Below are 24,521 nucleotides of genomic sequence, written 5' to 3'. Positions count from 1 at the left end.
CCGTCGGGTCCCGGCTTGTGGCTGTACTGCCGTCCCTACGCGGGGCGCCGCCGCATCCGAAACGGCCACGCCGGAGAAACCGACGGGCCGTCGGCTCGCTCAGGCGGCCCAACCGATCAGCAGTCCTGACAGCAGAGCGGCGGGACCCGGCGCCCAAAGGACGCCGGGTCGCGGGTCTCGTCTTCGGGCATCCGAGGGGTCCCTGTGCCGTGTTCATCCTCCGCCGTATCCGATTCCGGCCGACCTGTTCCGTCAAGCCTGGGGCGGGACGGGGACTTCCGCAGCTCTGGGTGGGCCGGACGGCCTCTCAACTGGCGGAACACACAGGTCCGGTGGTGCTGCTGCTCTTCGCCGTCCTGAAGATCTTTTGAAGACAGGGCCCTAGGCTGCGGCCGCACGGGCTTCCGCCGACCTTCTTCCTGGTGAGCCGCGTGTCGGGCTCGGAGCCTGCCGAGTTCAACGCGCTGCCGTCACCCGTGCCCAGTTGGGTCGAGGTCCGTGAGTCGCACCTGATGTACGTACGGGCGGACTGGATCAGCAGTGGCCGACCCGCGGAGGACGAATTGGGGCGCTGGTGCTACATGTGGCGCGATCGCGTGGCCGTCGGATAGAGCGTACGGACCGCCCGGCCTGTCCCGGCCGCCGCACCCGCCAGCACAGTCGGTCGTTCACGCGGTCCGCTCAGAGTTCGATGGCACGCGCTCAATCTTCGATGACACAGGACATCGGTTCGAGGATCACGTGACTGAGCGCGGTAGGCGGTCAGCCTGGCCGACTACCGCGCTCACGGGCGCCACGGTCCGGAGGGAACTCCAGCTGAGGCGGTGGTCCTACCAGCTGCCGCCCCAGACGGCGCGCGTTCCAACGGGGCAGGTGAGCCGGTAGTTCCACTGCCCCGAGAAGGTCTCCCGGAAGAAGTGGCGGCCATCCGTGCAGTCCACATACTGATGGCATGAGGTTGTGACGCACGTCATGAATACGTTGCGACCACCGTCCGTGCGTGCGTGCCAGCACGCGACTCCCGGTTCACGCTCGTCGGAGTGCGATGCGCGCTGAACTGCGGTGCTGATCGGCTCCGGCGCCGGTCCGGCGGTGCTGGTCTTGCTCTGCCCGTCGATGCTTGTGGCCAGGGCTCCGGCGGTGTCGGGTACCGGGTCGGCGCCAGCGGGTGCGGAGGGACCGACGAGCGCCGTGACGCGACGGCTGCGGCGGTGATGATCTTCCTGATGCTCTCGGGAACGACCGGACCGGGCCCGGGACACGCCAACCCAACCAGCGCGCTGAACCGCCATCGCACTGGGCGGTTGCTAGGGCTGGCCAACTATCGCGCCCACCGGTCAACTACGGCGCTCAGTCACAGCTGGTGTGACTGAGCGCCTCATTTGGCCACTCTGAGCGTCACAGTTGGCCGGACCGAGCGGTCATGCGGTCGGGGTGGCATGGCGGGCCACCTTGACCGCTGAGATCAGCAAGATAATCGCGAGCGCGGGGAGGAGAACCATGTCGGGGATCACGCCGAGTAGGAGGCCGCCGAGCAGTGCCCCAACGATCGAGCCTGTGGCCATGAACGCGGTGAAGCGCAGGTTGGCGCCCAGGACGGCGAAGCTGCCGTCGCGGCTGTAGCGGGCGAACGCGACGAGCATGGTGGGCAAGGACACAAGCAGGGACAAGCTTCCTGCGATCTTGATGTCGACGCCGTACAGCAGAACGATCGTGGGGATGAGCAGCTCACCACCCGCCACGCCCATGATCGCGGCGACCACGCCGATGCCGAACCCGGCGGCCACGCCGGCCACCGCCTGCACCGGACCCGGCAAAGCGAGTGATCCCAGTGCGGTGCTGTGGGTGAGCACGAGCGCGGCGGCCATGCCGACCATCAGGATCGCGAGGACCTTGTAGAGAGTGGCCGAGCGCATTCGCACGGCCCACGAGGCGCCCGCCCACGCTCCGAGCAGGCTCCCGGCCAACAGGTTGATCGCAATGGTCCAGTGGGCGCCCAGGCCCGTGAAGGACACAGCGGCCAGCCTGGCAGGTAGAGCGGTGATGACGACGACCAGGCTCATCGCCTTGTTCAGGATGACGGCCGACAGCGCCGCGAATCCGAACAGGCTGATCAGCAGCGGCAGCCGGAACTCCGCGCCGCCCAGCCCGATCATCCCGCCCAGCACGCCGATGGCCGCTCCCGCACCGAACGCCAAGGGCGTCTCGTGCGTCGGATGTGCGGGAGCGAGGTCCTTTACGGTAGCCATAGCGGGCATCTTCGCTGGCAGCCGTCCCGGCCCGCTACGGCCCAGCCCCGGCTTCGAGGAAAGACACCGGCGAACGCACTCAGGATTCGTTCGGTCCTCTGAAGCATCACGTGCGGCCAACTGCGGCGCTCAGTACGGCCAACTATCGTGCTCAGCGGCCAACTGGAGCACTCAGTCACAGATCAAACGGACAGTTGCGTGGTCCGACATGCGCAGCAAATCGAACACGTGATTGAATTTGGTCATGAGCCCCATCCCTAGCGACCTCGCTCGTGCACAAGAGGAGTGGCGCGCTGTCTACCGCCAGCTCGCCGCGCGACCGCAGACCGCTCAGCGGCGCCAGCTCATTCACCTGTCCGCGCAGGTGCTGTTCCACCCGTACTGGCAGGGCCGGAGGACCGGAGCCTGGGCAGCGCTGCACGGTGCTCGCCATGTCCGAGCCGCCTCCTGACCCGCCCCGCCTTCGGGCGATGCTCGCGTACCTTGACCGGCAGATCGCGGAGAACGACACGGTCGGCAGATACCTGCGCCTTCAGCACGAAGCCGTACGGAAGGCGCTAACCCGCGCCGAGCGGCCGGCGCCACCGCCGCGACGCCCGAGCCGCTCTGTGAAGGGACTGCCCGCCTTCCGTCCAGCGCTGGTGAGGACCGGCTTCGTAGTGCAGCAGAAGCGCACCCCGACCGGTCCGGAGCCTGCCCTCGTTCACCTCGCGGACTGCTCCATGATCGAGGGCACACCGCACCCGGTCAGAGCAGGCGAGGCACGAGCCGCGCTCACCGAGCCCACCATCGAGCCATGCGCCTTCTGCAGGCCGGACACCGAGCTGGGTATGGATCTCGCGTGACCATCGCTGTGCGCACGCCCCCGCATGGCCGGATATATTCGCACTTATGGACGGGGTGCTTGAGCGCGTCGCCTTGGAAACGGACCGATCCGTCGCGGCACGCCTGCTGGGCTGTGCCCCCGACGAGGTCGGGTACTGCCCACGCTGCCAGGGGCTGACTCACCGATACGGTCGTAATGCCCGGATGATCTGCCCGGCCTGCCGCGCCGCTGAGCCCACACCGGCGGCTGGTGCTTCGGAGTGACATAGTGCTTCGACCGCCGGTGGAACCGATGCTGGCGCAGGCCCGCGACAGCCTGCCCCCGGCCAGCGCGCTCCCAGGCGAACTCATATTTCAGCCGAAGTGGGACGGCTACAGGACGATCTTGTTCACTCCCTGTCCGTCGCCCGGACCGGTGCTGCTGCAGTCTCGCCGGGGGGCACTCATCCAGGGGCGGTTCCCTGACCTGGTGGGCCCGGCGTGCAGCCTGCCTGACGGCCTGGTCCTTGATGGCGAGCTGGTTGTGCTTGCCGGTGAGCGACTTTCGTTCGAGGCTCTCCAGCGGCGTGCGGCCTCCGGGGGACGGACCGCTGCCCGGATTGCCCGCGAGTTGCCGGCACACTTCGTTGTGTTCGACGCCCTACAGATCGATGGGCGTGAACTCTTGCGGACGCCGTACGTCGAGCGACGTGCCTGCCTGGAGGCCATGTTCACCGAGTACCGCCTGAGTGACGGTGATCACGGACGTGCTTCGGGGGGTGCTGCGTAGGCTTGGGCCGTCGTCACGGTGGGGGCCGCCTGAGTGGGCGAAGCCCTCCTCCAGTGACCTGACGATGCGTCGGCAAAGTCAGCAAGTGGTCAGCATGAGTCCTGAAAAACCCGGGGAAAGCTGCCCGGACATGCGACTCGTTGTAGGGTGTCGAAACAGCCCTTGACCTGCAAAAACGCAGGCAGGGAGCCTACTTGTGGGAGTGCCCCAATGTTGCGTACCATGTTCAAGTCCAAGATCCACCGCGCCACCGTCACCCAGGCCGACCTGCACTACGTGGGATCGGTGACCATCGACGCCGACCTGCTCGACGCGGCCGACCTGCTGCCCGGGGAGCTGGTGCACATCGTCGACGTGACCAATGGGGCCCGGCTGGAGACGTACGTCATCGAGGGGGAGCGGGGGTCCGGGGTCATCGGGATCAACGGGGCCGCGGCCCATCTGGTGCAGCCCGGGGATCTCGTGATCATCATCAGTTACGCTCAGGTCACCGACGCGGAGGCGCGCGAGCTGCGGCCCCGGGTCGTGCACGTCGACGCCGACAACCGGATCGTGTCCCTCGGCGCCGACCCGTCCGAGCCGGTGCCCGGTTCGGACCAGCAGCGCAGCCCGCAGGCCGTGGGGGCCTGACCGGCGGACCGGGACCGAGGACCAGGAGCGTGCGTGCCCATGAGCGAGACCGAGATCCGCGACGACCGGGCGGCGGGCCGCCTGGAGGCCGTCGGCGGCGGTGAAGTCGTCGGCCGCATCGAGTACTTCGTGCTGGAGTCGCCCGCGCGCGCCCTGGTCCCCGTCCACACGATCGTCGAGCCCGCCCACGAGGGGAAGGGCATCGCCGGTTCACTCGCCCGCGAGCTGTATGCCCTCGCCGAGCGCGAGGGCGTCCCGGTGGCCCCCCTGTGTCCGTACGTCGTGAAGTGGGCCGAACGCCACCCCGAGCTCGCCCCGCCGACCGATCCGACCCTGCTGTCGTCCGCGAAGGCCTGGCTGCGGGCCCACCCGGACCGATTCTGAACGGACGGTGCCGGTCTCCGAGCCGGCCCCGCCGGCCGATCCCGGCGAGCCGCCGGCCGCGAAGGGCTGGCTGGCTGCGCGCCCACCCGGCCCGGTTCTGATCAGCCGCCCGGTCCCACAGGTGGCTCGCTGTCCGGCCCGGGCGTGTGTTGTCGGCCGTAGAGGATCGGCTCCGGGCCCACCCGGACCGATTCCGAGCGGGCGGCCGGCCCCGGAGGCGGCTTCGCCGTCCGATCCGGCGTGCTGTTCGCCGTCAAGCATGGGCTGCGGGCCCAGCCGGGCCGGTGCCCGGACGTAGCTCCTGCGCGATCCAGGTGTGCTCTCGGCCGCGAACGACTGGCTGCGGCCCACTCGGGCCGGTTCTGAGGTGCGGCCGGTCGCCGAACTGGCTCCGCCGGCCGATCCGGGGTGCCGTCGGCCACGACGGACTGGCTGCGCCTCCAGCCGGGCGAGTTCTGAGCGGCAGGCGGTCTCCGCGATGGCTCCGCTGTCCGAACCGGTCCTGCCGTCGGCCGCGGGTCGCGCGCCCACCCGGACCGGCGGCCGGTCCCCGTCCCCTCGTCGGCCACCCACCCGGACCCCTTCGGTGCTGCCGTCGGGTGAGTGGTCGCGCGGGCGAAGGGTAGGCGGGGGAGTAGTCCAGAGGCGACGTGCCGTGACTGCCCGGAGGACATCATGACGAACCCGCACCCCGACCCGGTCCCGCCGGGCCCGACACCGGGTCCGGGCCCGACACCGACCCCGCCGGATCCGTATCCCAGCCCGGTCCCGCCGCCGGAGCCGGCTCCGCAGCCCACCCCGCCCGCGCCGGGCCCCGACCCGACCCCGCCTCCGGCCCCGCCCCACCCGGGCCCGCCGGGGCCGCCCCCCTCCCCGATCCCACCGGGCCCCGAGCCCGTACCCAACCCGGAACCGGGCCCACCCCTCACCTGAGACGCGGGCCGCGCCCAGGCGAGCCGCTCACAGCCGGAGCCGCGCCGTGGGGCCCGCGCAGCGGGTGCCCAACCGGGAACCGGGCCACCCCTCACCTGAGATACGGGCTGCGCCCAGGGGAGCCGCACACAGGCAGGAACCCAGGCGGGCCCCAACCGTAAGACACGGAGCGCGCCGAGGGGCCCGCGCAGCCCGTACCCAACCCGGAACCGGGCCCGCCCCTCACCTGAGACACGGGCCGCGCCCAGGCAAGCCGCACACAGGCAGGAACCCAGGCGGGCCCCAACCGTGAGACACGGAGCGCGCCGAGGGCCCGCGCAGCCCGTACCCAACCCGGAACCGGGCCCACCCCTCACCTGAGACACGGGCCGCGCCCAGGCAAGCCGCACACAGCCCGGAACCCAGGCGGGCCCCAACCGTGAGACACGGGCCGCGCCCAGGGGAGCCGTGGCCGCCCGGAATCCAGGCCGTCCCTCGGCCGGTACAACGCCGCGGGGCGCAGGGAGGCTCAGCGCACACAGCCCGCCCCCGCGCCCCGACCGGCTGCTTCTCCTACGCGGTCACCTCCGACCGGTCCCCGCCCCACAGGGTGTGGAACGAGCCGTCCCGGTCCACCCGGCGGTAGGTGTGCGCACCGAAGAAGTCCCGCTGCCCCTGCGTCAGCGCCGCCGGCAACCGCTCCGCCCGCAGCGCGTCGTAGTACGCCAGCGCCGCCGCGAACCCGGGTGTCGGCACGCCCTGCCGGGTCGCCGCGATCAGCACCTCGCGCCAGTCGTCCTGCGCGTCGGCGATCTCGCGTGCGAACGTTTCGTCGGACAGCAGGCTCGGAAGGTCGGCCCGGGCGTCGTACGCGGCGCGGATGCGGTCGAGGAACGCGGCCCGGATGATGCAGCCGCCCCGCCAGATCGCGGAGACCGCACCGAGGTCGATGTCCCAGCCGTACTCCTCGCTGCCGGCCGCGATCTCGTGGAAGCCCTGCGTGTAGGACACGATCTTGGACGCGTACAGCGCCTGCTCCACCCGGTCAGCGAAGGCCGCCGCCTCCGCCTCGCCCAGCGGCGACGCCTTCGGCCCGGCCAGCCCCCGGGAGGCGTCCCGCAGGGCCGCGTGGCCCGACAGGGAGCGGGCGAAGACCGCCTCGGCGATGCCGGACACCGGAACGCCGAGGTCGAGCGCGATCTGCACGGTCCAGCGGCCGGTGCCCTTCTGCTCGGCCTGGTCCACCACCACGTCCACGAACGGCTTGCCGGTGGCTTCGTCCACGTGGGACAGCACCTCGGCGGTAATCTCGATCAGGTACGAATCCAGCCGGCCGGTGTTCCAGGTGCGGAAGATGTCCGCGATCTGCGCGGGCTCGTACCCGGCGACATCGCGCAGCAGCTGGTACGCCTCGCCGATCAGCTGCATGTCGGCGTACTCGATGCCGTTGTGGACCATCTTCACGAAGTGCCCGGCACCGTCGGGACCCACGTGCGTCACGCACGGCGCGCCGTCGGCGGCCTTCGCGGAGATCTTCTCCAGCATCGGGCCCAGCGACTCGTAGGACTCCTTCGAGCCGCCCGGCATGATGCTCGGGCCGTGCAGCGCGCCCTCCTCGCCGCCGGAGATACCCGTGCCGACGAAGTGGATGCCCCGCTCGCGCAGCTCCCGCTCGCGCCGCCGGGTGTCCGCGAAGTGCGCGTTACCGCCGTCGATGATCATGTCGCCGGGCTCCAGCAGCGGGGCGAACTCCTCGATCACCGCGTCCGTCGGCTCGCCCGCCTTGACCATGACGACCAGGCGGCGCGGGCGCTCCAGGGCCGCCACGAATTCCTCGGCGGTCTCGGCCGCGACGAACTCGCCCTCGTGCCCGAACTCCTCCACCAGCGCCTTGGTCCGCGACACCGTACGGTTGTGCACGGCGACCGCGTAGCCGTTGCGCGCGAAGTTCCGGGCGAGGTTGCGGCCCATGACCGCGAGGCCCGTGACACCGATCTGCGCTGAAGTGCTCATACCGCCTGCTCCCTGGTTGCCTCGTGTACTACGGCTCCGTCAGTACGGGTCCTCGCCCATCCTGACGTGCCGCTTCGGCGAGCGCACATCCGACCCGCCACGCATGTGTACGCGCCGAGGCCGCCTTCCGCCTCACTCACCGGCCCGTCCGGTCAAGCAGGGGCCGTTCCCGGCCACTTGGACCGCAGGGGAGGCCGGTTTCCTGTCTTGTCATGGCCTGTTCGTGGCGCTTACTTTTGCCGCTCCTGACGCATGCCGAGGGGATTTCGGACATGGCCGTACGCGGCCGGCACCGCCGGTACCAGCCGAACAGGATCAACCGCGCCTCACTCACCGTCACGGCCGGCGGCGCCGGCCTGGCGCTCCCGCTGGTCGCCGCCGGCACCGCGCACGCCGCCGACGCGGCCACCTGGAACAAGGTCGCCGCCTGCGAGTCCAGCGGCAACTGGAGCATCAACACCGGCAACGGCTACTACGGCGGGCTGCAGTTCACCCAGTCCACCTGGGAGGCCTACGGCGGCGCCCGGTACGCGCCGCGCGCCGACCAGGCCACCCGGGCCGAGCAGATCGCCGTCGCCGAGAAGGTCCTGGACGGACAGGGGCCGGGCGCCTGGCCGGTGTGCTCGGTACGGGCCGGGCTCACCCGGGGGCAGGCCGCCCCCGACGTGCACGCCGAGACCGGCTCCACGCGTGCCGCGAGAACCGGCTCCGCGAAGTCCGGCCCGGCGAAGTCCGGCTCCGCACGCCCCAGCTCCGTCAAGGACGTGCAGCCGCAGATCACCCCGCAGTCCCGCGCCGGCCGCGCCGAGATGTACACGGTGGTGCACGGTGACACCCTCTCCGGCATCGCCGGCGACCACCACGTGCCGGGCGGCTGGCACACGCTGTACGCCGGCAACCGCGCCACCATCGGCGCCGATCCCGACCTGATCGTGCCGGGGCAGCGGCTCAGCCTGAACGGCACCCCCACCCGTCCCGCGCCCCCCAAGTCCCCGAAGAAGAAGACGCCTTCGGAGCACCCCACCACGCACCGCACGACGCCCCCGGCCCGGCACGCCCTCGTCGCCCCGGTGACCGCGTCCGTCGGCACCGGCTACCACGTGGCGGGCTCCCACTGGTCGAAGGGCTACCACACCGGCGTCGACTTCCTGGTGCGGACCGGCACCTCCGTGAAGGCGGCGGCGGCCGGACACGTCGTGGCCGCGGGCTGGGGCGGCTCGTACGGCTACCAGGTGGTGCTCCGGCACGCCGACGGCCGCTACACCCAGTACGCCCACCTGTCGGCCATCTCCGTGCGGGCCGGCCAGACCGTCACCGCCGGCCAGCGCATCGGCCGCTCCGGCGCCACCGGCAACGTCACGGGCCCGCATCTGCACTTCGAGGTGCGGACGGGGCCGGGATTCGGCTCGGACATCGACCCGCTCGCCTACCTGCGGGCCGGCGGCGTCAGGATCTGACGCGGCTGCGCTGCCGGTCCTGGACCGGCAGCGGCACGGGGACGCCCTGGGGCGGCGCGGTGTACGACCCGGGGAGCGCGCCGTCGGCCGGTGGTCCGTTGCCGTCGGCGTCCGCGCCGTTTCCGGGCGGGCCCGGCAGCAGCCTGCGCGGCGCCGTTCCGTCCGGTCCGGCGCCGGTCCCGGCGGGTTCGGCCGGCCCCGCTCCGGTGCCCGCGGTCCCGCGCTGCCGCGGCACGTCCGGGCGCGCCTCCGCGGCGGCCGGCGGAAGGGTGACCGGTGCTCCCTCGGCGGTGGCCGCCGCACGCTCCATCCGCTCCGTCGTCAGCATGATCAGTCCGCCCGCCGCCACCACCGCGCAGCCCAGGGCGAGCGCGGTGCCCGTGGTGTCGTAGCGGAACGTCTCGCCGAACATGAGGATGCCGACCGCGGCGGCCAGCACCGGATTGACCACCGTCAGCGTGGCCAGCGGGGCGGCGAGGCCGCCGCCCCGGTAGGCGGCCTGGGACAGCAGGACGCCGGCCAGCGTGAACAGGCCGATCACCGAGAGCGAGGACAGGTCGCCCAGGCCGATGCCGTGGGACCAGTCGACGGCCACGGTCTTGGTGAACACCGACGACATGCCGAAGGCGATGCCGGAGGCGGTGGCGAGCAGCACGCTGCGCACCGCGGGATGCCGGTGCGCGGCCAGGCCGGCGCACATCAGCGCCGCCACCGCCCCGCCGGTGACCAGCGCGACCGCCAGCCGCTGGGCCGGGTCGAGGGAGTGCGCGGCGGAGGAGCCGACCAGGGACAGCAGCCCGGCGAGGCCCACCGTGGCCATGAGGGCGCCGCGCCAGGCGGTCGCGCCGGCCCGGCGGCCGACGCACAGTGCCGCCATGGGCAGCGCGAAGACGATGGTCAGCGCGCCCAGCGGCTGCACCAGGCTGAGCGGCCCGCAGGCCAGCGCCACGACGTGCAGCACGCCGCCGAGGCCGTTGAGCCCCAGCGCGCCCCACCAGCTCGGCCGGCGCAGCGGGAGGTACCCGCCGCCGGGGGAGGCCACCGCGACCTGCTCCTGCACGATCGCTCCGCCCGCGTAGGCGAGGGCGGAGACGACCGACAGGAGCACGGACAACGCCAGGGCGCTCATCGGTGTCTCCTCTGCGTGCCCCGGGCGTGCTCGCTGCGGCGCGGCGTGCGGTCGGCTTCCATGGCCCACACTCTGCCCGCCCGCGCCCCTCCCGTCGTCGTACCTGAGCACGCAATGCGTCCTACTGCCGATGGAGTACACCGGTCGGGTGATCATCCCCTGGAGGGGTGACGGAGGGTGCACACCCGCCCGCTCGCCCCGGTGACACGCCTGGTAGTAGTGCCTGTCGTGGACCTCGACCCCGAACTCGCCGCGCTCCGCCCGCTCGGCGGCTTCTTCGTCCTGCGCACGCTGCCGGGCACGGCGGGCGAGCCGTGGCGGCTGCCGACCCTCGCGGACGGCTACGAGGGCGGCACAGCGGATCCTCGGCGGGATCCCGTGGCTCTGCGGGTCGCCACCGTCGCCGGCCGCCTGCGGACCGCCGAGCCGCGCGTCGCCGCTTCCCTCGCCCAGCAGGGCCTGGCTGCACGGCTGTGGTCGGCGGCCCTCGGCTGCGCCGTCCTGTACGGCAGGGTGCCCGACCTGGACCCGCGCCTGCTGCGCTGGGACGCCCGGGCCACCGCCCCCGACGACCTGTGGCTCGCCGAGCCGCGTCCGCTGCCCGGGGACGCGGCCACGCTCGCCGCGACCGTGCTGCACGGCCATCTGGAGCCCCTGGCGGCAGCCTTGCGGGCCCGCTACGGCGTCGCGGCCGGCCTGCTGTGGGGCAACGCGGGCTCCGCGCTCGCCGCGACCGCCCGGGAGCTGAGCCGCTGGGCCCGTGCCCACGGCCGTACCGACGTGGCGGCCCGCACCCGTGTGCTGACCGCCGAACTCTTCGCCCACCCCCTGCTGGAGACCACCGGCACCCGCACCGGCACGGCCTTCCGGCGCCGCAGCTGCTGCCTGTACTACCGGGTCCCCGGCGGCGGGCTCTGCGGCGACTGCTGCTTCACCCGGCCGCCGCGCTCCTCCCTGCGTTCTTCCCTGCGCTCTTCCCCGGGCGGCGCATCTGGGTGACCATGAGGGGGACGTACCGCCGAGACCAGGGGGTTGCCGGGTGCGAGTGGGACTGCTGACCCGGGAGTACCCCCCGGATGTGTACGGCGGCGCCGGCGTCCATGTGGAGTTCCTCGCCCGCGAGTTGGCGGCCCTGGTGGACCTGGAGGTGCACTGCTGGGGCGAGGGGCGCGGGGTCGGCGTCGTACGCCACCGCCCCTGGTCCGTCCTCGACGGCTCCAACGACGCGCTGCGCACCTTCTCCGTGGACCTCGCCATGGCCGCCGCCCTCGAAGGCCGCGAACTCGTCCACTCCCACACCTGGTACGCCAATCTCGCCGGGCACGTCGCCAAGCTCCTGTACGGCGTCCCGCACGTGGTCACCGCCCACTCGCTGGAGCCGCTGCGCCCGTGGAAGGCCGAGCAACTCGGCGGCGGATACGCCCTGTCGGGCTGGTCCGAGCGCACCGCGATCGAGGCCGCCGACGCGGTGATCGCCGTCTCCGGCGCCATGCGGGAGGACATCCTCGCCTGCTACCCGGCCCTGGACCCGGCCCGGGTCCACGTCGTGCACAACGGCATCGACACCCGGCTGTACCGCCCCGACCACGGCACCGACGCGCTCACCCGGCACGGCATCGACCCCGCCCGCCCGTACGTCCTGTTCGTCGGCCGGATCACCCGGCAGAAGGGCGTGCCCCATCTGCTGCGCGCCGTACGGGACATCGACCCCGGCGCACAGGTCGTACTGTGCGCGGGCGCACCCGACACCCCGGAGATCGAACGGGAGTTCCAGGAGCTGTTCGAGGAGCTGCACCGGGTGCGGGCGGGCGTGTTCTGGATCCCGCAGATGCTGCCCCGCGCGGAGGTCGTCCAACTCCTCACGCATGCGGCGGTCTTCGCCTGTCCCTCGGTGTACGAGCCGCTCGGCATCGTCAACCTGGAGGCGATGGCCTGCGGCACCCCGGTCGTCGCGTCCCGGGTGGGCGGCATTCCCGAGGTCGTGGACGACGGCCGCACCGGTCTCCTGGTCGACGTGGACGACGACTTCGAGTCCGCGCTCGGCCGGGCGCTGGACACCGTCCTCGGCGACCCGGCCGCGGCCCGGCGGATGGGGGAGGCCGGACGGGAGCGCGCGGTGCGGGAGTTCGGCTGGGACGCGGTGGCCCGCCGTACGGCGGGGCTGTACGAGGAGATCCTCAAGCAGGCTTAGTCCGGCCTGCTCGGGGCAATCATGGTTCAACCACGGTGAGGGGAGTGGTCATGCGTCGTGGAGGGCCTTCCGTACTCGGGATCGTGCTGGCGGGCGGCGAGGGCAAGCGCCTGATGCCGTTGACCGCGGACCGCGCCAAACCAGCCGTCACCTTCGGCGGCACCTACCGGCTCGTCGACTTCGTCCTGTCCAACCTGGTCAACGCCGATGTGCTGCGCATCTGTGTGCTGACCCAGTACAAGTCGCACTCGCTGGACCGGCACATCACCACCACCTGGCGGATGTCCAGCCTGCTCGGCAACTACGTCACCCCGGTCCCCGCCCAGCAGCGCCTCGGCCCACGCTGGTACCTGGGCAGCGCCGACGCCATCCTGCAGTCGCTCAACCTGGTCCACGACGAACAGCCCGAATACGTGGCCGTGTTCGGCGCCGACCACGTGTACCGCATGGACCCGCGGCAGATGCTCGCGCAGCACATCGAGGGCGGCGCCGGGGTGACGGTGGCCGGCATCCGGGTGCCGCGCGCGGAGTCCTCCTCCTTCGGGGTGATCACGCCGGGCCCGGACGGCCGTACCGTCGAGCGCTTCCTGGAGAAGCCCGCCGACCCTCCGGGCCTGCCGGACGACCCGGAGACGGTCTTCGCCTCGATGGGCAACTACCTCTTCACCACCAAGGTGCTGATCGAGGCCTTGCACCGGGACGCCGAGGACAGCCAGTCCGTGCACGACATGGGCGGCTCGATCCTGCCCCAGCTGACCGGTCGCGGCGAGGCGCAGCTGTACGACTTCAGCGACAACCACGTGCCCGGCGAGACCAGCCGCGACCAGGGCTACTGGCGGGACGTGGGCACCCTCGACGCCTACTACGAGGCGCACATGGACCTGATCGCCGAGCGCCCCGCGTTCAACCTCTACAACCGTCAGTGGCCCATCTACACGCACTCCTACCAGCTGTCCCCGGCGCGGTTCAACGCGGGCGGCATCGCCGGCGAGTCCATCATCAGCGCGGGCTGCCTGATCCGCGGCCAGGTCACCCGGTCCGTGCTGTCGCCGGGCGTACGGGTCGATCCGGGCGCGGTCGTGCAGGGTTCGGTGCTGCACGACAACGTGCACATCGGCCGGGGCGCGGTCGTGCGTGGTGCGGTGCTGGACAAGAACGTCGAAGTGCCACCGGGCGCGACGATCGGTGTCAACCCGGAGCGCGACGCCGAGCTGTACACCGTCTCCAAGGGCGGTGTCATCGCGCTGGGCAAGGGCCAGCGGGTGCCGTAGCGGGCGTCGGGGCCGGCGCCATGTCCGCTGCTTTCGCACTCGTGTTCCGTCCGGCGACCCGTGCCGACCTGCCCGCCGTGCTCGGATACTGGTCCTCGCCGAGCGGGGCACCGGCACGGTGGTGGGCTGCCTGCAGGCGACGTACATCCCCGGGCTCGGCAGGGGCGGTGCCGAGCGGGCGCTGATCGAGGCGGTGCGGATCCGCGCGGACCGGCGCGGCGGCGGGCTCGGCCGGACCCTGATGGAGCACGCGATGACCAGAGCACGGGCACGCGGCTGCGCACTCGTCCAGCTCACCAGCAGCAAGAACCGCGCGGACGCCCACCGCTTCTGCACCCGGCTGGGATTCGCCCCCAGCCATGAGGGCTTCAAGCGGGCTTTCTGAGCGCCCATCAGCACCCGATTCCCTCGCGCCCACGCGACGCGTTTCATGGAAATATCCACGAATGCCCGGGTTTTCGGCCTCCGCCGTCCAGGATGCAGGCAACGATGTCCAACCTGCGGAGGTCATCCGACATGAGAGGGACCCGGCGCACGCGGCTGTGCCTGGCCGGGGTGATGGCAGCGTCCGCGCTGATCGCCACCCCCGCCGCACGGGCCGCCGAGCGGACCGACGGCCACCTCGCCGACCTGGTCAACCCGTTCATCGGGACCCAGAACGAGGGCAACACCTTCCCCGGCGCGACCGTGCCCTTCGGCATGGTGCAACTCTCCCCGGACACCGGGCACAACACCGGCTACGACTACACGCAGAACCGTATCCGCGGTTTCTCCCTGGTCCACCTCTCGGGCGTGGGCTGCCGGATCGGCGGGGACCTGCCCGTGCTGCCCACCACCGGCGAGGTCACACAGACGGACTACGCCCGGTACGCGGCGGCCTTCTCGCACGACGACGAGGAGGCGAGCCCCGGCTACTACCGGGTCGGCCTCGCCTCCGGCATCCGCGCCGAACTGACCGCGACCGCTCGCACCGGCGTGCAGCGCTACACCTTCCCGGCCACCGACAAGGCCAACGTCCTGCTGAACGCGGCCCAGTCGCTGCACAAGCCGGTGAGCAGCTCGGTGCAGATCCTGGACGACCGCACCGTACGCACCGAGATCACCGGCCACGGCTTCTGCCGGGACACCGGCCCGTACACGGTCTACACGATCACCCGCTTCAGCCGGCCCTTCACCGCCTACGGCACCTGGGACGGCGGGACCGTCACCCCGGGCGCCCGGAGCGGGGCCGGCGGCGCCTACGTCCGCTTCGACACCAGCAAGGACCGCACGGTCGAGGCGACCACCGCCCTGTCGTACGTCGACTCGCGCGGCGCCGCCGGCAACCTGCGTGCCGAGGGCGGCCGGTCCTTCGACGCCGTACACCACCGGGCCCGCGAGGACTGGGAGGGCCGGCTCGCCGCCGTCCGGGTGCGGGGCGGCACGCCCGCGCTGCACCGCACCTTCTACTCCTCGCTGTACCGGTCGTACCTCGCGCCCAACACCGGCAGCGACGCCGACGGCCGCTACTTCGGCTGGGACCGCCGTACCCACCGCGCCCGGGGCTTCACGTACTACCAGAACTGGTCGCTGTGGGACACCTACCGCACCCAGGCCCAGCTGCTCGCCCTGCTCGCCCCGCGCGAGGCCCGGGACATGGCCCGGTCGGTGATCGCGGTCGACGAGGACGGCGGGTGGCTGCCCAAGTGGGGCTACGGCCCGGTCGAGACGAACGTCATGAGCGGCGACCCGGTCACCCCGTTCCTGACCACCGCCTACCGGATGGGGCTGCTCAAGGGCTTCGAGGAGCGGGCCTACCGCGCGCTGAAGAAGAACGCCGACGGGGTGCCGCCCGCCGAGTACCCGGGCATCGGCCGGGAGGCCAACGCCGAGTACATCGCGCACGGTTTCGCGCCCTACGTCCAGGGCCGCCCGCTGGCCAAGATGGGCGACTCCGACTACCACCACGGCGCCTCCGTCACCCTGGAGTACGCGCTCGCCGACGCGATGCTCGCCCAGATGGCCCGCGGCCTCGGGCACGCGGACGACGCGGCCCGCTACGCCGCCCGCTCGCGCAACTACCGGAACGTCTTCGACCCGGGTACCGGGTTCTTCCGCGCCCGGGACGCCGTCGGCGCCTTCACCGGCTCGCCCGACCCGGCCCGCGGCGTCGGCTTCCACGAGGGCACGGCCTGGCAGTACCAGTGGCTGGTCCCGCAGGACGTCCCGGGCGTGGTCGACCTGATCGGCGGCACGCACGCGGCCAACGCCCGGCTGGACACCTTCTTCGCCTACGACCGGCTGCTCGCCGACCCGGAACGCACCGCCCGCGAGGTGTGGGTGCACGGCGATCCGTACGCGTACTACAACGCCGCCACGTACAACCCGATGAACGAGCCGGACCTCATCGCGCCCTACACCTACCTGTCCACCGGCCAGCCCTGGAAGACCACGGACGTGGTGCACGCGGCGCTGACCCTGTTCACCGACAGCCCCACCGGCATGACCGGCAACGACGACCTCGGCACCATGTCCGCCTGGAACGTCCTGTCGTCCATCGGGCTCTTCCCGGTCCAGCCCGGCTACGACACCTGGGGCCTGACCACCCCGGTCTTCGAGCGCGTCGACCTGACCCTGGACCGCCGCTACTGGCCCGGCGGCCGGCTGACGGTGACCGCGCCCGGCACCTCGGCCGCCGACCGCTACGTCCAGGCCGTGCACACGGACGGAGCACCGCACGGCCGGACCTACCTGACCACCGGTGCGCTGCGCTCCCTGCGCTCGCTCGCGTTCACGGTCGGCCCGCGCCCGTCGGAGTGGGGTACGTCACCCGAAGCGGCGCCGCCCGTTCTGAGGTGACTTTAGGTGTCTCCCGAGTCCCGCCGCTCTCACCGGGGCGGGGGGACTTAACCTGGCATTAACTGAGCGTAGTCTGATCGTACTTGACCGTAATCGCCCTGCCGGGATTGACTGCTGATCCGCCCGTCGCCGCACGCGTGAGGCAAGCCCTTGACTTCCGACCTGCTCGCTCCGCTCGACCTGGCCTTCTGGAACATGGAGTCCGACCGGCACCCGATGCACCTCGGGGCGCTCGGCGTCTTCGCCGCGCACTCGCCCACCGCCGGCGCCCACGCCGCCGACCTGCTCGCCGCCCGCGCCGCCGCCGTACCCGGCCTGCGCATGCGCATCCGCGACATCTGGCAGCCGCTCGCCTTCGGCGGCGCGACCCGCGAGAGCGACCCGGACTTCGACCCGCTGAACCACGTACGGCTGCACGCTCCGACCGACGACTTCCACGCGGTCGCCGGCCGGCTGATGGAGCGCCCGCTGGAACGCAGCCGGCCGCCGTGGGAGGCGCATGTGCTGCCCGGCGAGGACGGGGTGTCCTTCGCCGTGCTCTTCAAGTTCCACCACGCCCTCGCCGACGGGCTGCGCGCGCTGAAGCTCGCCGCCGGCGTCCTGGACCCCGTCGACCTTCCCGAGCGCGCGCCCCGCGCCATCGAGCCACCCCGCGACCTGCTCTCCGACGTGCGCCGGCTGCCCGCGCGGGTGCCCGGGCTGGTCAGGGGCGCGCTGTCCGACGTGGGCCGGGCCCTGGACATCGGCGCCTCGCTCGCCCTGTCCACGCTCGGCATGCGCCCGACCGCCGCGCTGACCTCCGCGCCCAGCGGCACCCGCCGCACCGCCGGTGTCGTCGTCGACATCGACGACGTGCACCGGGTGCGCAAGAGCGCCGGGGGCACCGTCAACGACGTCCTCGTCGCCGTCGTCGCCGGTGCGCTGCGGCGCTGGCTGGACGAGCGCGGCGACGGCAGCAAGGGCGTGGCGCCCCGCGCGCTGATCCCCGTCTCCCGGCGCCGCCCGCACACCGGCCGGCCACAGGGCAACCGGCTCTCCGGGTACTTGATACGGCTTCCGGTGCACGAGCCCGACCCGCTCGGCCGGCTGGAGACCGTGCGGACGGCGATGGTGCGGAACAAGGACGCGGGGCCCAACCGGGGCGCCGGCGCGGTGGCGCTGCTCGCCGAACACGTGCCGGCGCTCGGCCACCGGCTCGGCGGGCCGCTGGTCGGGCAGGCGGCACGGCTGTGGTTCGACATCCTGGTCACCAGCGTGCCGCTGCCCGGACTCGGGCTCCGGCTCGGCGGGCACGAGCTGACCGAGGTGTACCCGCTGGCTCCGCTCGCACCCGGGCAGGCGCTGGCGGTGGCGATCTCCACGTATCGCGGGCGCGTGCACTACGGGCTGGTCGCCGACGCGGAGGCCGTGCCGGACCTGGACCGGTTCGCCCACGCGGTGTCGGCCGAGGTGGAGACGCTGCTGGAGGTGTGCGACCGCTGACACCGGCCTCCGCCGAGGGGCTTCCCGGAGCGGAGCGGTTTGGTTCCGGGGGCCGGGCTCCGTAAAATTCGCTGTTCGAAAGCGGGCGCGAGTCGGAGCGCTGCGCAGGTGATCAGGGAAGCGGCAGCGCGATGACGGTGACAGAGGACGGCTCGGCGTCCATGGACATGCCCACGGACGCCTCCGTGGACGAGCTGGTCCACGGGCCCGGTATCGACCCCGAGCGGCTGGCCGTCTGCCTGAGCGTGCTCGAGGAGCTGGACCGCATCGACGTCGACCACCCCGACGCGATCGCGGTCCGCCGGGCCACCTCGCACATCTACCGGACGGTGAAGCAGCGCCGCCGCCAGGAGCGCCGGGCCGCCAAGACCGCGCACGACCGTGCCGTGACGGAGGCCACCGCCACCGGCTCCGCCGAGCGCATCGACGACGAGACCGAGGGCATCCTGCCCTCCTCCAAGGTCGAGACCGGCAAGATCGCGGGGATACTCCAGCGTCCGCGCTCCTGCTACACCTGCAAGACGCGGTACGTGGAAGTCGACTACTTCTACCACCAGCTCTGTCCGGACTGCGCCCGCCTCAACCGCGCCAAGCGGGACGCGCGCGCCGACCTCACCGGCAAGCGCGCCCTGCTCACCGGTGGCCGGGCCAAGATCGGCATGTACATCGCGCTGCGCCTGCTGCGCGACGGCGCACACACGACGATCACGACGCGGTTCCCCAAGGACGCCATCCGCCGCTTCAAGGCGATGGAGGACTCGGCGGACTGGATGCACCGCCTGGAGGTCGTCGGCATCGACCTGCGCGACCCCGCCCAGGCCGTCGCGCTGGCCGACCAGGTCGCCGAGGCGGGCCCGCTGGACATCCTGATCAACAACGCCACGCAGACCGTGCGCCGCCTGCCCTCCGCCTACGCCGCCCTGGTCGAGGGCGAGAGCGCCCCGCTGCCCGCCGGGGAGCTGCCCGCCCACCACGTGATCGGCGCCTTCAACTCCGGCGCGGTCGACGGCCTGGCCGCGCTGCCCCTCGGCACCAGCGGCCTCGACGCCCAGAAGGTCGCCGACCTCGCCCTGGTCGCGGGCAACGCCAGCGTCGCCCGGCACCTCGACGGCACCGCCATCGACGCGGGCGGCCTGCTCCCCGACGTCGTCGACAGCAACACCTGGGTGCAGACGATCGACCAGATCTCCCCGGTGGAGCTGCTCGAGACCCAGCTGTGCAACTACACGGCGCCGTTCATCCTCATCAGCAAGCTGCGCCCGGCGATGGCCGACGCCGCGCGGAAGGCGGCGAGCGGACGGGCGTACGTCGTGAACGTCTCGGCCATGGAAGGCGTCTTCAGCCGCGGCTACAAGGGTGCGGGCCACCCCAACACCAACGCCGCCAAGGCCGCGATGAACATGGTGACGCGGACCAGCGCCCAGGAGATGTTCGAGGCCGACTCCATCCTCATGACCTCGGTCGACACCGGCTGGATCACCGACGAGCGCCCCCACTACGACAAGCTGCGCCTCGCCGAGGCCGGCTTCCACGCACCGCTCGACCTGGTCGACGGCGCCGCCCGCGTCTACGACCCGATCGTGCGCGGCGAGGAGGGCGAGGACCTGTACGGCGTCTTCCTGAAGGACTACGCGCCCGGCAAGTGGTAGGCCACATGGGTGATTCGCGGAGTCGTCCGGGTGAGCATCTTGTTTCAAAAAGCCCCATATTAGGGGGTATTGAACGGCCGGATGCCGCGTATCGGTTACCGCTTGTTTGCATTCCCTATCGAGCGGATGCCCGCTCATTTGGTTAATCTGGAGGGGACGGACAGCACTAAGGGGTCCCACCCACACCCATCGTCCGTCCCGGGGTGAGCCGGTCGACAACGGCCTGCTCCGACAGAGACACCGGCGCCACCGCGTCCGAACTGGCCTTCCATCCAGACCCGAGCGGGCGTCGAGCTCCGGAGCGCAGACTGTCCGGTACGCCCCGAGGGTGACCGACACATAAGGAGTGCGCGGTGACACCGGAGAAGACGAATCGCGAACAGCGCCCCGAGGAACACACGGAGCGCGTGGGCCGCCGGCCCGGAGAACTCGGCAGTCTCGACGTGTGGGCCCGGTCCGCCCCGATCCGCCTCGCCGGGTACGAGGACGACCTCGCCGAGCCGCACATCCTGCCGAGCGTGGACTGACCTCCGGGTCGGGCCCGTCGCGATCGCCGCACGCAGGGGCGTGACCGCCGCGCCCACGCCGTTCAGAGAAGCCGCGGCCGGGGACCGGCCGCGGCTCTCGCTTCTTCCGGCGGCAGAGACCCTCACACCGCGTCCCCCGTGGCCGGCACCGGTTCCCGCCTCAGCCGGGCACGGGGGCCGTCCGCTGCCACGGGCTCAGCTCCTGCAGCTCCTCCGCCAGGTCCAGCAGTACGGCCTCCGTGCCCGGCCGGCCCACGAGCTGTACGGCGCAGGGGGCGCCCGAGGGCAGGGCGCCGGCCGGCACGGACATCGCGGGCCACCCGGTCAGGTTCCACGGCGGGGTGAACGGCGAATAGGCGGTGTTGGCCAGCACGTTGGGCAGCCAGCCGCGTTCGTGCCACGGGCCGGCCTGCGGGGAGCGGCGGGCCAGCGCCGGGGTGAGCAGCACGTCGTACTCGGTGAAGAACGGCGTCAGCCGGGCCCGCAGCCGTTCGCGGGCGTCCCCGGTGCGGACCCGCCGGACGAACGGGCGGCCCACGGCCGCGTGCACCCGGGTCCGGCGGGCCAGCCGCGCCCGGTCCAGGCCCTCGGCGTCCACCGCCGTGCCCGCCGTCCAGTGCCGGAGCGCGGTCACGCCGAGCGAGAGCGGGTACGGCGGCTCGGCCCGCCGCACCTGGTGCCCGGCCCGGGCCAGCACCCCGGCGGCCTGCCGGACCGCGGTCGTATACGGCCGGCTCACGCTCACCCCGGGGAGCGGGCTGCGCACCGCGGCGGCGATCCTGAGGCGGGGCCGCTCCTCCCGGCGCTCGAACTCCCGGTCCGCGAGGACCGCCAGCATCAGGCGCAGATCCTCGACCGTCGTGGCGAGCGGGCCGTTCTCCGACATCCCGAACCAGTCGCCGTTGCCGATCCCGGCCGGCACCACCCCGTGCCCCGGCTTCAGCGTGACCAGCCCGCAGTTGGCGGCCGGGATGCGCAGCGAGCCCATGCCGTCGTTGCCGAGCGCGAGCGGCACCAGCCCCGCGGCGACCGCCGCCGCGCTGCCGCCGGAGGAGCCGCCGGCCGTGCGGGAGAGGTCCCACGGATTGCGGGCGATGCCGTACGGGCTCTCCGTGGTGCCGAAGACGCACAGTTCGGGCACGTTCGTCAGGCCGACGACCACCGCACCGGCCGCCCGCAGCCGGGCCACCGTCACATGGTCCTCGGCGGCCGGGGCGTCCGGGGTGGCGGCGGAGCCGTTGCGGGCGGCCTCGCCGCGCACCGCCAGGTTGTCCTTGACCGCCAACGGCACGCCGGCCAACGGCAGTTCGGTCAGGTCGGCGCGGGAGGCCACCTCGTCCGCCTCGGCGAGCGCCGCCTCGGCCCGGACCTTCCGGAACGCCCCGATCCGGCCGTCGAGCCGCTCGATCCGCGCGAGCTGCCCGGCCACCACCTCCCGGGGCGTGACCCGCTTCTCACGGACGGCGGCGGCGATCTCCACGGCACTCCGGCCGATCCAGGTGCTCACGGGCGCTCCTCGTTACTCATCGGTACGGACGACGGGTAGGAGAACTCTGCCCGGCGGGACGGAGTACGTCGAGAGGCCGCGCCCGGGTGAGCCGGTACTGACGGCCGGTCAGGGCACCTTGCCGCCCGGGGCGCGGACGGCACCCGTGCTGCCGCGCCCCGTCAGCCGTGGCACCGGCACCCCCACCGCCCGTGCCGGGGCGCCGTCGAGCAGGGCCAGCAGTTCCCGGGCCGCCGTGCGGCCGAACTCGGCGCTGTCGCGGGACAGGGCGGACAGCCGCGGGGCGACCATGCGGCACAGCGCCGAGTCCTCCCAGGAGACCACGGAGACGTCTTCCGGCACGCGACAGCCGAGTTGGGCCGCCGCCGACACCCCGGCCACCGCCATCACGTCGTTGTCGTAGATCAATGCGGTGGGCGGGGCAGGGGAGTCCAGGACCCGGCGGGTCACCGCCGCGCCCTCCGTGTCGGAGTAGTCCGTGGTCACCGAGCGGACCTCGGTCAGGCCGCGCCGCTCCGCCTCCGCGCGCAGGGTGGCGATCCGGCGCCGGGTGTGGGCCAGCTCGGGCAGGCCGGCGATGTGCACGATCCGCCGGTGGCCGAGGGCGGTCAGCTCGTCCACGACCGAGGCCATCGCGCCCGCGTCGTCCGCCCAGACGGTGGACAGGCCGGGGTGGCGTTCGTCCGGTGCGCCCCCGATCACCACGGCGGGCAGGCCCAGTTCGTCCAGCAGGCCGGGGCGCGGGTCGTCGGCGCGCGGGTCGGCCACCAGGACGCCGTCCACCCGGTGCTCCGCCCACCAGCGCCGGTACACCGCGCACTCGTCGGCCACGTCCTGCGCCACCTGGAACAGCAGGCCCAGATGCCGCTCGGCCAGGACCTCCTGGATACCGGAGACGAGCTGGAGGAAGAACGAGTCCACGCCCAGCGTGTGGGCGGGACGGGCCAGGACGAAGCCGACCGTCGCCGCACCCTCCCCGGACAGGGCGCGGGCGGCCGTGCTGGGGCGCCAGCCGAGCTGCTCGGCGACCCGGCGGACCCGGGCGCGGGTGGCCTCGGAGACGCCGGGGCGGCCGTTGAGCGCGAAGGACACGGCGCTCTCGGAGACTCCGGCGCGCCGGGCGATGTCCTTCATCGTGGGCCGGCGGGCGGGGGACCTTTTGGTCGGCACGTTTCTCCCCGTTCGGAGTGTCCAGCTAATGCGCTTGAGTGCGCGGATGTGTCAAGACCCTAAAGCGCATTAGTGAATTGCGGCAAGCTTCGCATCAAAAGCCCTCTGACCTGGACTAATGAAGGCCTGATTTCTTTAGCTCGGTGAATCCATTGACTTTCTCGGAAGGCCCCGGGCAAGGTCTCTGACGCCACCCGGCATCCCCACACAGCAGAGGAGCCGTGTCCCCGTGCCCATGTCCCGCAGAGCCCTCGCCGCCGCTGCCGTCGCCCTCGTCCTGCCGCTGAGCGCCTGCGGCTCGGGCGGTGACGGCGGCGGTACGACCGACGCCTCCGGCAAGGTGGAGGGCGACATCACCTTCCAGACCTGGAACCTGCGCGCCAACTTCAAGCCGTACTTCGAGGGCCTGATCGCCGACTTCGAGAACACGTACCCCGGCACCCATGTGAAATGGGTCGACCAGCCCGCCGAGGGCTACCCGGACAAACTGAGCGCCGACGCGGCCGGCGGCACCCTGCCCGACGTCGTCAACGTCTCCCCGGACCTGGTCGCCCCGCTCGCCAAGGCCGGCCTCGCCCTCGACCTCGACAAGGCCGCCGGCAGCTACCGGTCCGAGTACCTCCCCGGTGCTTGGGCCAGCCACCGGATACCGGGCATGAAGGGCACGTACGCCTTCCCCTGGTACCTCAACACCGGGCCGCTCTTCTACAACAAGGCGCTGTTCCGGCAGGCCGGACTCGACCCCGACCAGCCGCCGAAGACGTACGACGAACTCTTCGCCGACGCCCTGCGGATGGCCCGGAAGAGCGACGGCAAGGTCGCCACCCTCGCCAACGTGCCCACCATCGAAGACTTCGGCCGCTACGGCGTCCCCCTCATGAACGAGCAGGGCACCGGCTTCGCCTTCAACAACGCCAAGGGCGTCGAACTCCTCACCAAGTACAAGCAGTTGTACGACGCCAGTGCCCTCGACCCGCAGGCGCTGACCGCCACCGGGGAGTCCGCCGGCAAGAAGTTCCTCACCGGCGCCGTCGCCATGAACCCCGGCAGCGCCCTGGACCTCGGCAACTTCAGGAAGAACGCGCCGGGCCTGTACCGGAACATCGGCATCACCGACCAGATCACCAGCACCGGGCACGTCAACATGTACGTGATGGGCGTGATGGTCAACTCCCGCACCCGGCACACCCCGGCCGCTGTCGCCTTCGCGCACTTCGTCACCGACGCGCGGCACCAGATGTCCTTCGCGAAGCAGGTCGCCATCTTCCCGAGCACCGCCGGCTCCCTCGACGACCCGTACTTCACCAAGGAGGACGGCACCGACGAGACCCGGGTACGCGTCGCCGCCGCCAAGTCCCTGAAGAACGCGGTCAACTACACGCCCGTGCTCTTCAGCGACCAGATGAAGACCGCGCTGCGCAACGAGGTCGCCAAGGCGCTCCAGGGCAAGGAGAGCCCCGAGGAAGCCCTCGACAACGCTGTCGACGCCGCCGACCGGCTGCTCCGGCAGGGCTGACC

18 protein-coding genes and 1 pseudogene are annotated in these 24,521 nt (G+C 72.3%); 14 read left to right on the top strand and 5 right to left on the bottom strand.

Annotation, left to right across the window (positions count from 1 at the left end; all coding sequences use genetic code 11):
• Positions 1-1,421 precede the first annotated feature (1,421 nt).
• A complete protein-coding gene (locus ACIP4Y_RS34040; protein ID WP_401399786.1) occupies positions 1,422-2,249 on the bottom strand; it encodes a sulfite exporter TauE/SafE family protein in 828 nt (275 codons plus the stop codon).
• A gap of 431 nt (positions 2,250-2,680) precedes the next feature.
• Between ACIP4Y_RS34040 and ACIP4Y_RS34035 the strand changes: the two genes are divergently transcribed.
• From ACIP4Y_RS34035 to ACIP4Y_RS34020, 4 genes are all read left to right on the top strand, one after another.
• Positions 2,681-3,094 (top strand): DUF6233 domain-containing protein, encoded by a 414-nt coding sequence (locus ACIP4Y_RS34035; protein WP_401399784.1) that lies wholly within the window; start codon positions 2,681-2,683, stop codon positions 3,092-3,094.
• Between the two features lie 272 nt (positions 3,095-3,366).
• The gene (locus ACIP4Y_RS34030; protein WP_401399782.1) at positions 3,367-3,843 is read left to right on the top strand and encodes a hypothetical protein; all 477 of its coding nucleotides are present in this window, start codon (positions 3,367-3,369) and stop codon (positions 3,841-3,843) included.
• Between the two features lie 210 nt (positions 3,844-4,053).
• The gene (gene panD / locus ACIP4Y_RS34025; protein ID WP_401399780.1) at positions 4,054-4,473 is read left to right on the top strand and encodes an aspartate 1-decarboxylase; all 420 of its coding nucleotides are present in this window, start codon (positions 4,054-4,056) and stop codon (positions 4,471-4,473) included.
• 39 nt (positions 4,474-4,512) lie between these two features.
• Positions 4,513-4,857, top strand: a complete 345-nt coding sequence (locus ACIP4Y_RS34020; protein ID WP_401399778.1) for a GNAT family N-acetyltransferase — start codon at positions 4,513-4,515, stop codon at positions 4,855-4,857.
• A gap of 1,485 nt (positions 4,858-6,342) precedes the next feature.
• On the opposite strand, the gene gndA is transcribed toward ACIP4Y_RS34020, so the two are convergent.
• Positions 6,343-7,782, bottom strand: a complete 1,440-nt coding sequence (gene gndA, locus ACIP4Y_RS34015) for an NADP-dependent phosphogluconate dehydrogenase (RefSeq protein WP_401399777.1) — start codon at positions 7,780-7,782, stop codon at positions 6,343-6,345.
• A 272-nt stretch (positions 7,783-8,054) separates the two neighbouring features.
• On the opposite strand from gndA, the gene ACIP4Y_RS34010 reads away from it, so the two are divergent.
• A complete protein-coding gene (locus ACIP4Y_RS34010) occupies positions 8,055-9,239 on the top strand; it encodes a transglycosylase family protein (RefSeq protein ID WP_401399775.1) in 1,185 nt (394 codons plus the stop codon).
• Here the strand turns inward: ACIP4Y_RS34010 and ACIP4Y_RS34005 are convergent.
• Positions 9,229-10,368 (bottom strand): DMT family transporter, encoded by a 1,140-nt coding sequence (locus ACIP4Y_RS34005; RefSeq protein WP_401399774.1) that lies wholly within the window; start codon positions 10,366-10,368, stop codon positions 9,229-9,231. The genes ACIP4Y_RS34010 and ACIP4Y_RS34005 overlap by 11 nt on opposite strands.
• 228 nt (positions 10,369-10,596) lie before the next feature.
• On the opposite strand from ACIP4Y_RS34005, the gene ACIP4Y_RS34000 reads away from it, so the two are divergent.
• The 8 genes and pseudogenes from ACIP4Y_RS34000 to ACIP4Y_RS33965 all read left to right on the top strand — a co-directional run bounded on the left by ACIP4Y_RS34000 (position 10,597) and on the right by ACIP4Y_RS33965 (position 20,326).
• A complete protein-coding gene (locus ACIP4Y_RS34000) occupies positions 10,597-11,367 on the top strand; it encodes a (2Fe-2S)-binding protein (RefSeq protein ID WP_401399884.1) in 771 nt (256 codons plus the stop codon).
• A gap of 40 nt (positions 11,368-11,407) precedes the next feature.
• Positions 11,408-12,559: a glycogen synthase gene (gene glgA / locus ACIP4Y_RS33995; protein ID WP_401399772.1), complete on the top strand. Its 1,152-nt coding sequence runs from the start codon at positions 11,408-11,410 to the stop codon at positions 12,557-12,559.
• 50 nt (positions 12,560-12,609) lie between these two features.
• Positions 12,610-13,830, top strand: coding sequence for a glucose-1-phosphate adenylyltransferase (gene glgC, locus ACIP4Y_RS33990; RefSeq protein ID WP_401399770.1), 1,221 nt, complete (start codon positions 12,610-12,612; stop codon positions 13,828-13,830).
• 88 nt (positions 13,831-13,918) lie between these two features.
• Positions 13,919-14,215, top strand: a pseudogene (locus ACIP4Y_RS33985) (GNAT family N-acetyltransferase); the annotation flags it as partial.
• 131 nt (positions 14,216-14,346) lie between these two features.
• Positions 14,347-16,668 (top strand): GH92 family glycosyl hydrolase, encoded by a 2,322-nt coding sequence (locus ACIP4Y_RS33980; protein ID WP_401399768.1) that lies wholly within the window; start codon positions 14,347-14,349, stop codon positions 16,666-16,668.
• A 150-nt stretch (positions 16,669-16,818) separates the two neighbouring features.
• Positions 16,819-18,150: a wax ester/triacylglycerol synthase family O-acyltransferase gene (locus ACIP4Y_RS33975; protein WP_401399766.1), complete on the top strand. Its 1,332-nt coding sequence runs from the start codon at positions 16,819-16,821 to the stop codon at positions 18,148-18,150.
• 131 nt (positions 18,151-18,281) lie between these two features.
• The gene (locus ACIP4Y_RS33970) at positions 18,282-19,799 is read left to right on the top strand and encodes an SDR family NAD(P)-dependent oxidoreductase (protein WP_358642776.1); all 1,518 of its coding nucleotides are present in this window, start codon (positions 18,282-18,284) and stop codon (positions 19,797-19,799) included.
• A 353-nt stretch (positions 19,800-20,152) separates the two neighbouring features.
• A complete protein-coding gene (locus ACIP4Y_RS33965; protein WP_358642778.1) occupies positions 20,153-20,326 on the top strand; it encodes a hypothetical protein in 174 nt (57 codons plus the stop codon).
• A gap of 160 nt (positions 20,327-20,486) precedes the next feature.
• On the opposite strand, the gene ACIP4Y_RS33960 is transcribed toward ACIP4Y_RS33965, so the two are convergent.
• Together ACIP4Y_RS33960 and ACIP4Y_RS33955 are read right to left on the bottom strand one after the other, a co-directional pair.
• On the bottom strand, positions 20,487-21,833 hold the full coding sequence (locus ACIP4Y_RS33960) for an amidase (RefSeq protein WP_401399764.1): 1,347 nt from the start codon (positions 21,831-21,833) through the stop codon (positions 20,487-20,489).
• A 108-nt stretch (positions 21,834-21,941) separates the two neighbouring features.
• On the bottom strand, positions 21,942-23,003 hold the full coding sequence (locus ACIP4Y_RS33955) for a LacI family DNA-binding transcriptional regulator (protein WP_401399762.1): 1,062 nt from the start codon (positions 23,001-23,003) through the stop codon (positions 21,942-21,944).
• Between the two features lie 229 nt (positions 23,004-23,232).
• Between ACIP4Y_RS33955 and ACIP4Y_RS33950 the strand changes: the two genes are divergently transcribed.
• Positions 23,233-24,519, top strand: a complete 1,287-nt coding sequence (locus tag ACIP4Y_RS33950) for an extracellular solute-binding protein (RefSeq protein WP_401399760.1) — start codon at positions 23,233-23,235, stop codon at positions 24,517-24,519.
• The last annotated feature ends 2 nt before the right edge of the window (positions 24,520-24,521 follow it).

Origin of the sequence: Streptomyces sp. NPDC088810, assembly GCF_044750305.1 — a bacterium.
Lineage (GTDB): Bacteria > Actinomycetota > Actinomycetes > Streptomycetales > Streptomycetaceae > Streptomyces.
This window is presented reverse-complemented; position numbering and strand designations above follow the sequence as displayed.

What these genes read in the sequence shown, in the direction of transcription:
- ACIP4Y_RS34040 (WP_401399786.1), bottom strand. Translation starts at nt 2,249, where the DNA reads ATGGCTACCGTAAAGGACCTCGCTCCCGCACATCCGACGCACGAGACG.
- ACIP4Y_RS34035 (WP_401399784.1), top strand. Translation starts at nt 2,681, where the DNA reads ATGTCCGAGCCGCCTCCTGACCCGCCCCGCCTTCGGGCGATGCTCGCG.
- ACIP4Y_RS34030 (WP_401399782.1), top strand. Translation starts at nt 3,367, where the DNA reads ATGCTGGCGCAGGCCCGCGACAGCCTGCCCCCGGCCAGCGCGCTCCCA.
- panD (WP_401399780.1), top strand. Translation starts at nt 4,054, where the DNA reads ATGTTGCGTACCATGTTCAAGTCCAAGATCCACCGCGCCACCGTCACC.
- ACIP4Y_RS34020 (WP_401399778.1), top strand. Translation starts at nt 4,513, where the DNA reads ATGAGCGAGACCGAGATCCGCGACGACCGGGCGGCGGGCCGCCTGGAG.
- gndA (WP_401399777.1), bottom strand. Translation starts at nt 7,782, where the DNA reads ATGAGCACTTCAGCGCAGATCGGTGTCACGGGCCTCGCGGTCATGGGC.
- ACIP4Y_RS34010 (WP_401399775.1), top strand. Translation starts at nt 8,055, where the DNA reads ATGGCCGTACGCGGCCGGCACCGCCGGTACCAGCCGAACAGGATCAAC.
- ACIP4Y_RS34005 (WP_401399774.1), bottom strand. Translation starts at nt 10,368, where the DNA reads ATGAGCGCCCTGGCGTTGTCCGTGCTCCTGTCGGTCGTCTCCGCCCTC.
- glgC (WP_401399770.1), top strand. Translation starts at nt 12,610, where the DNA reads ATGCGTCGTGGAGGGCCTTCCGTACTCGGGATCGTGCTGGCGGGCGGC.
- ACIP4Y_RS33980 (WP_401399768.1), top strand. Translation starts at nt 14,347, where the DNA reads ATGAGAGGGACCCGGCGCACGCGGCTGTGCCTGGCCGGGGTGATGGCA.
- ACIP4Y_RS33970 (WP_358642776.1), top strand. Translation starts at nt 18,282, where the DNA reads ATGACGGTGACAGAGGACGGCTCGGCGTCCATGGACATGCCCACGGAC.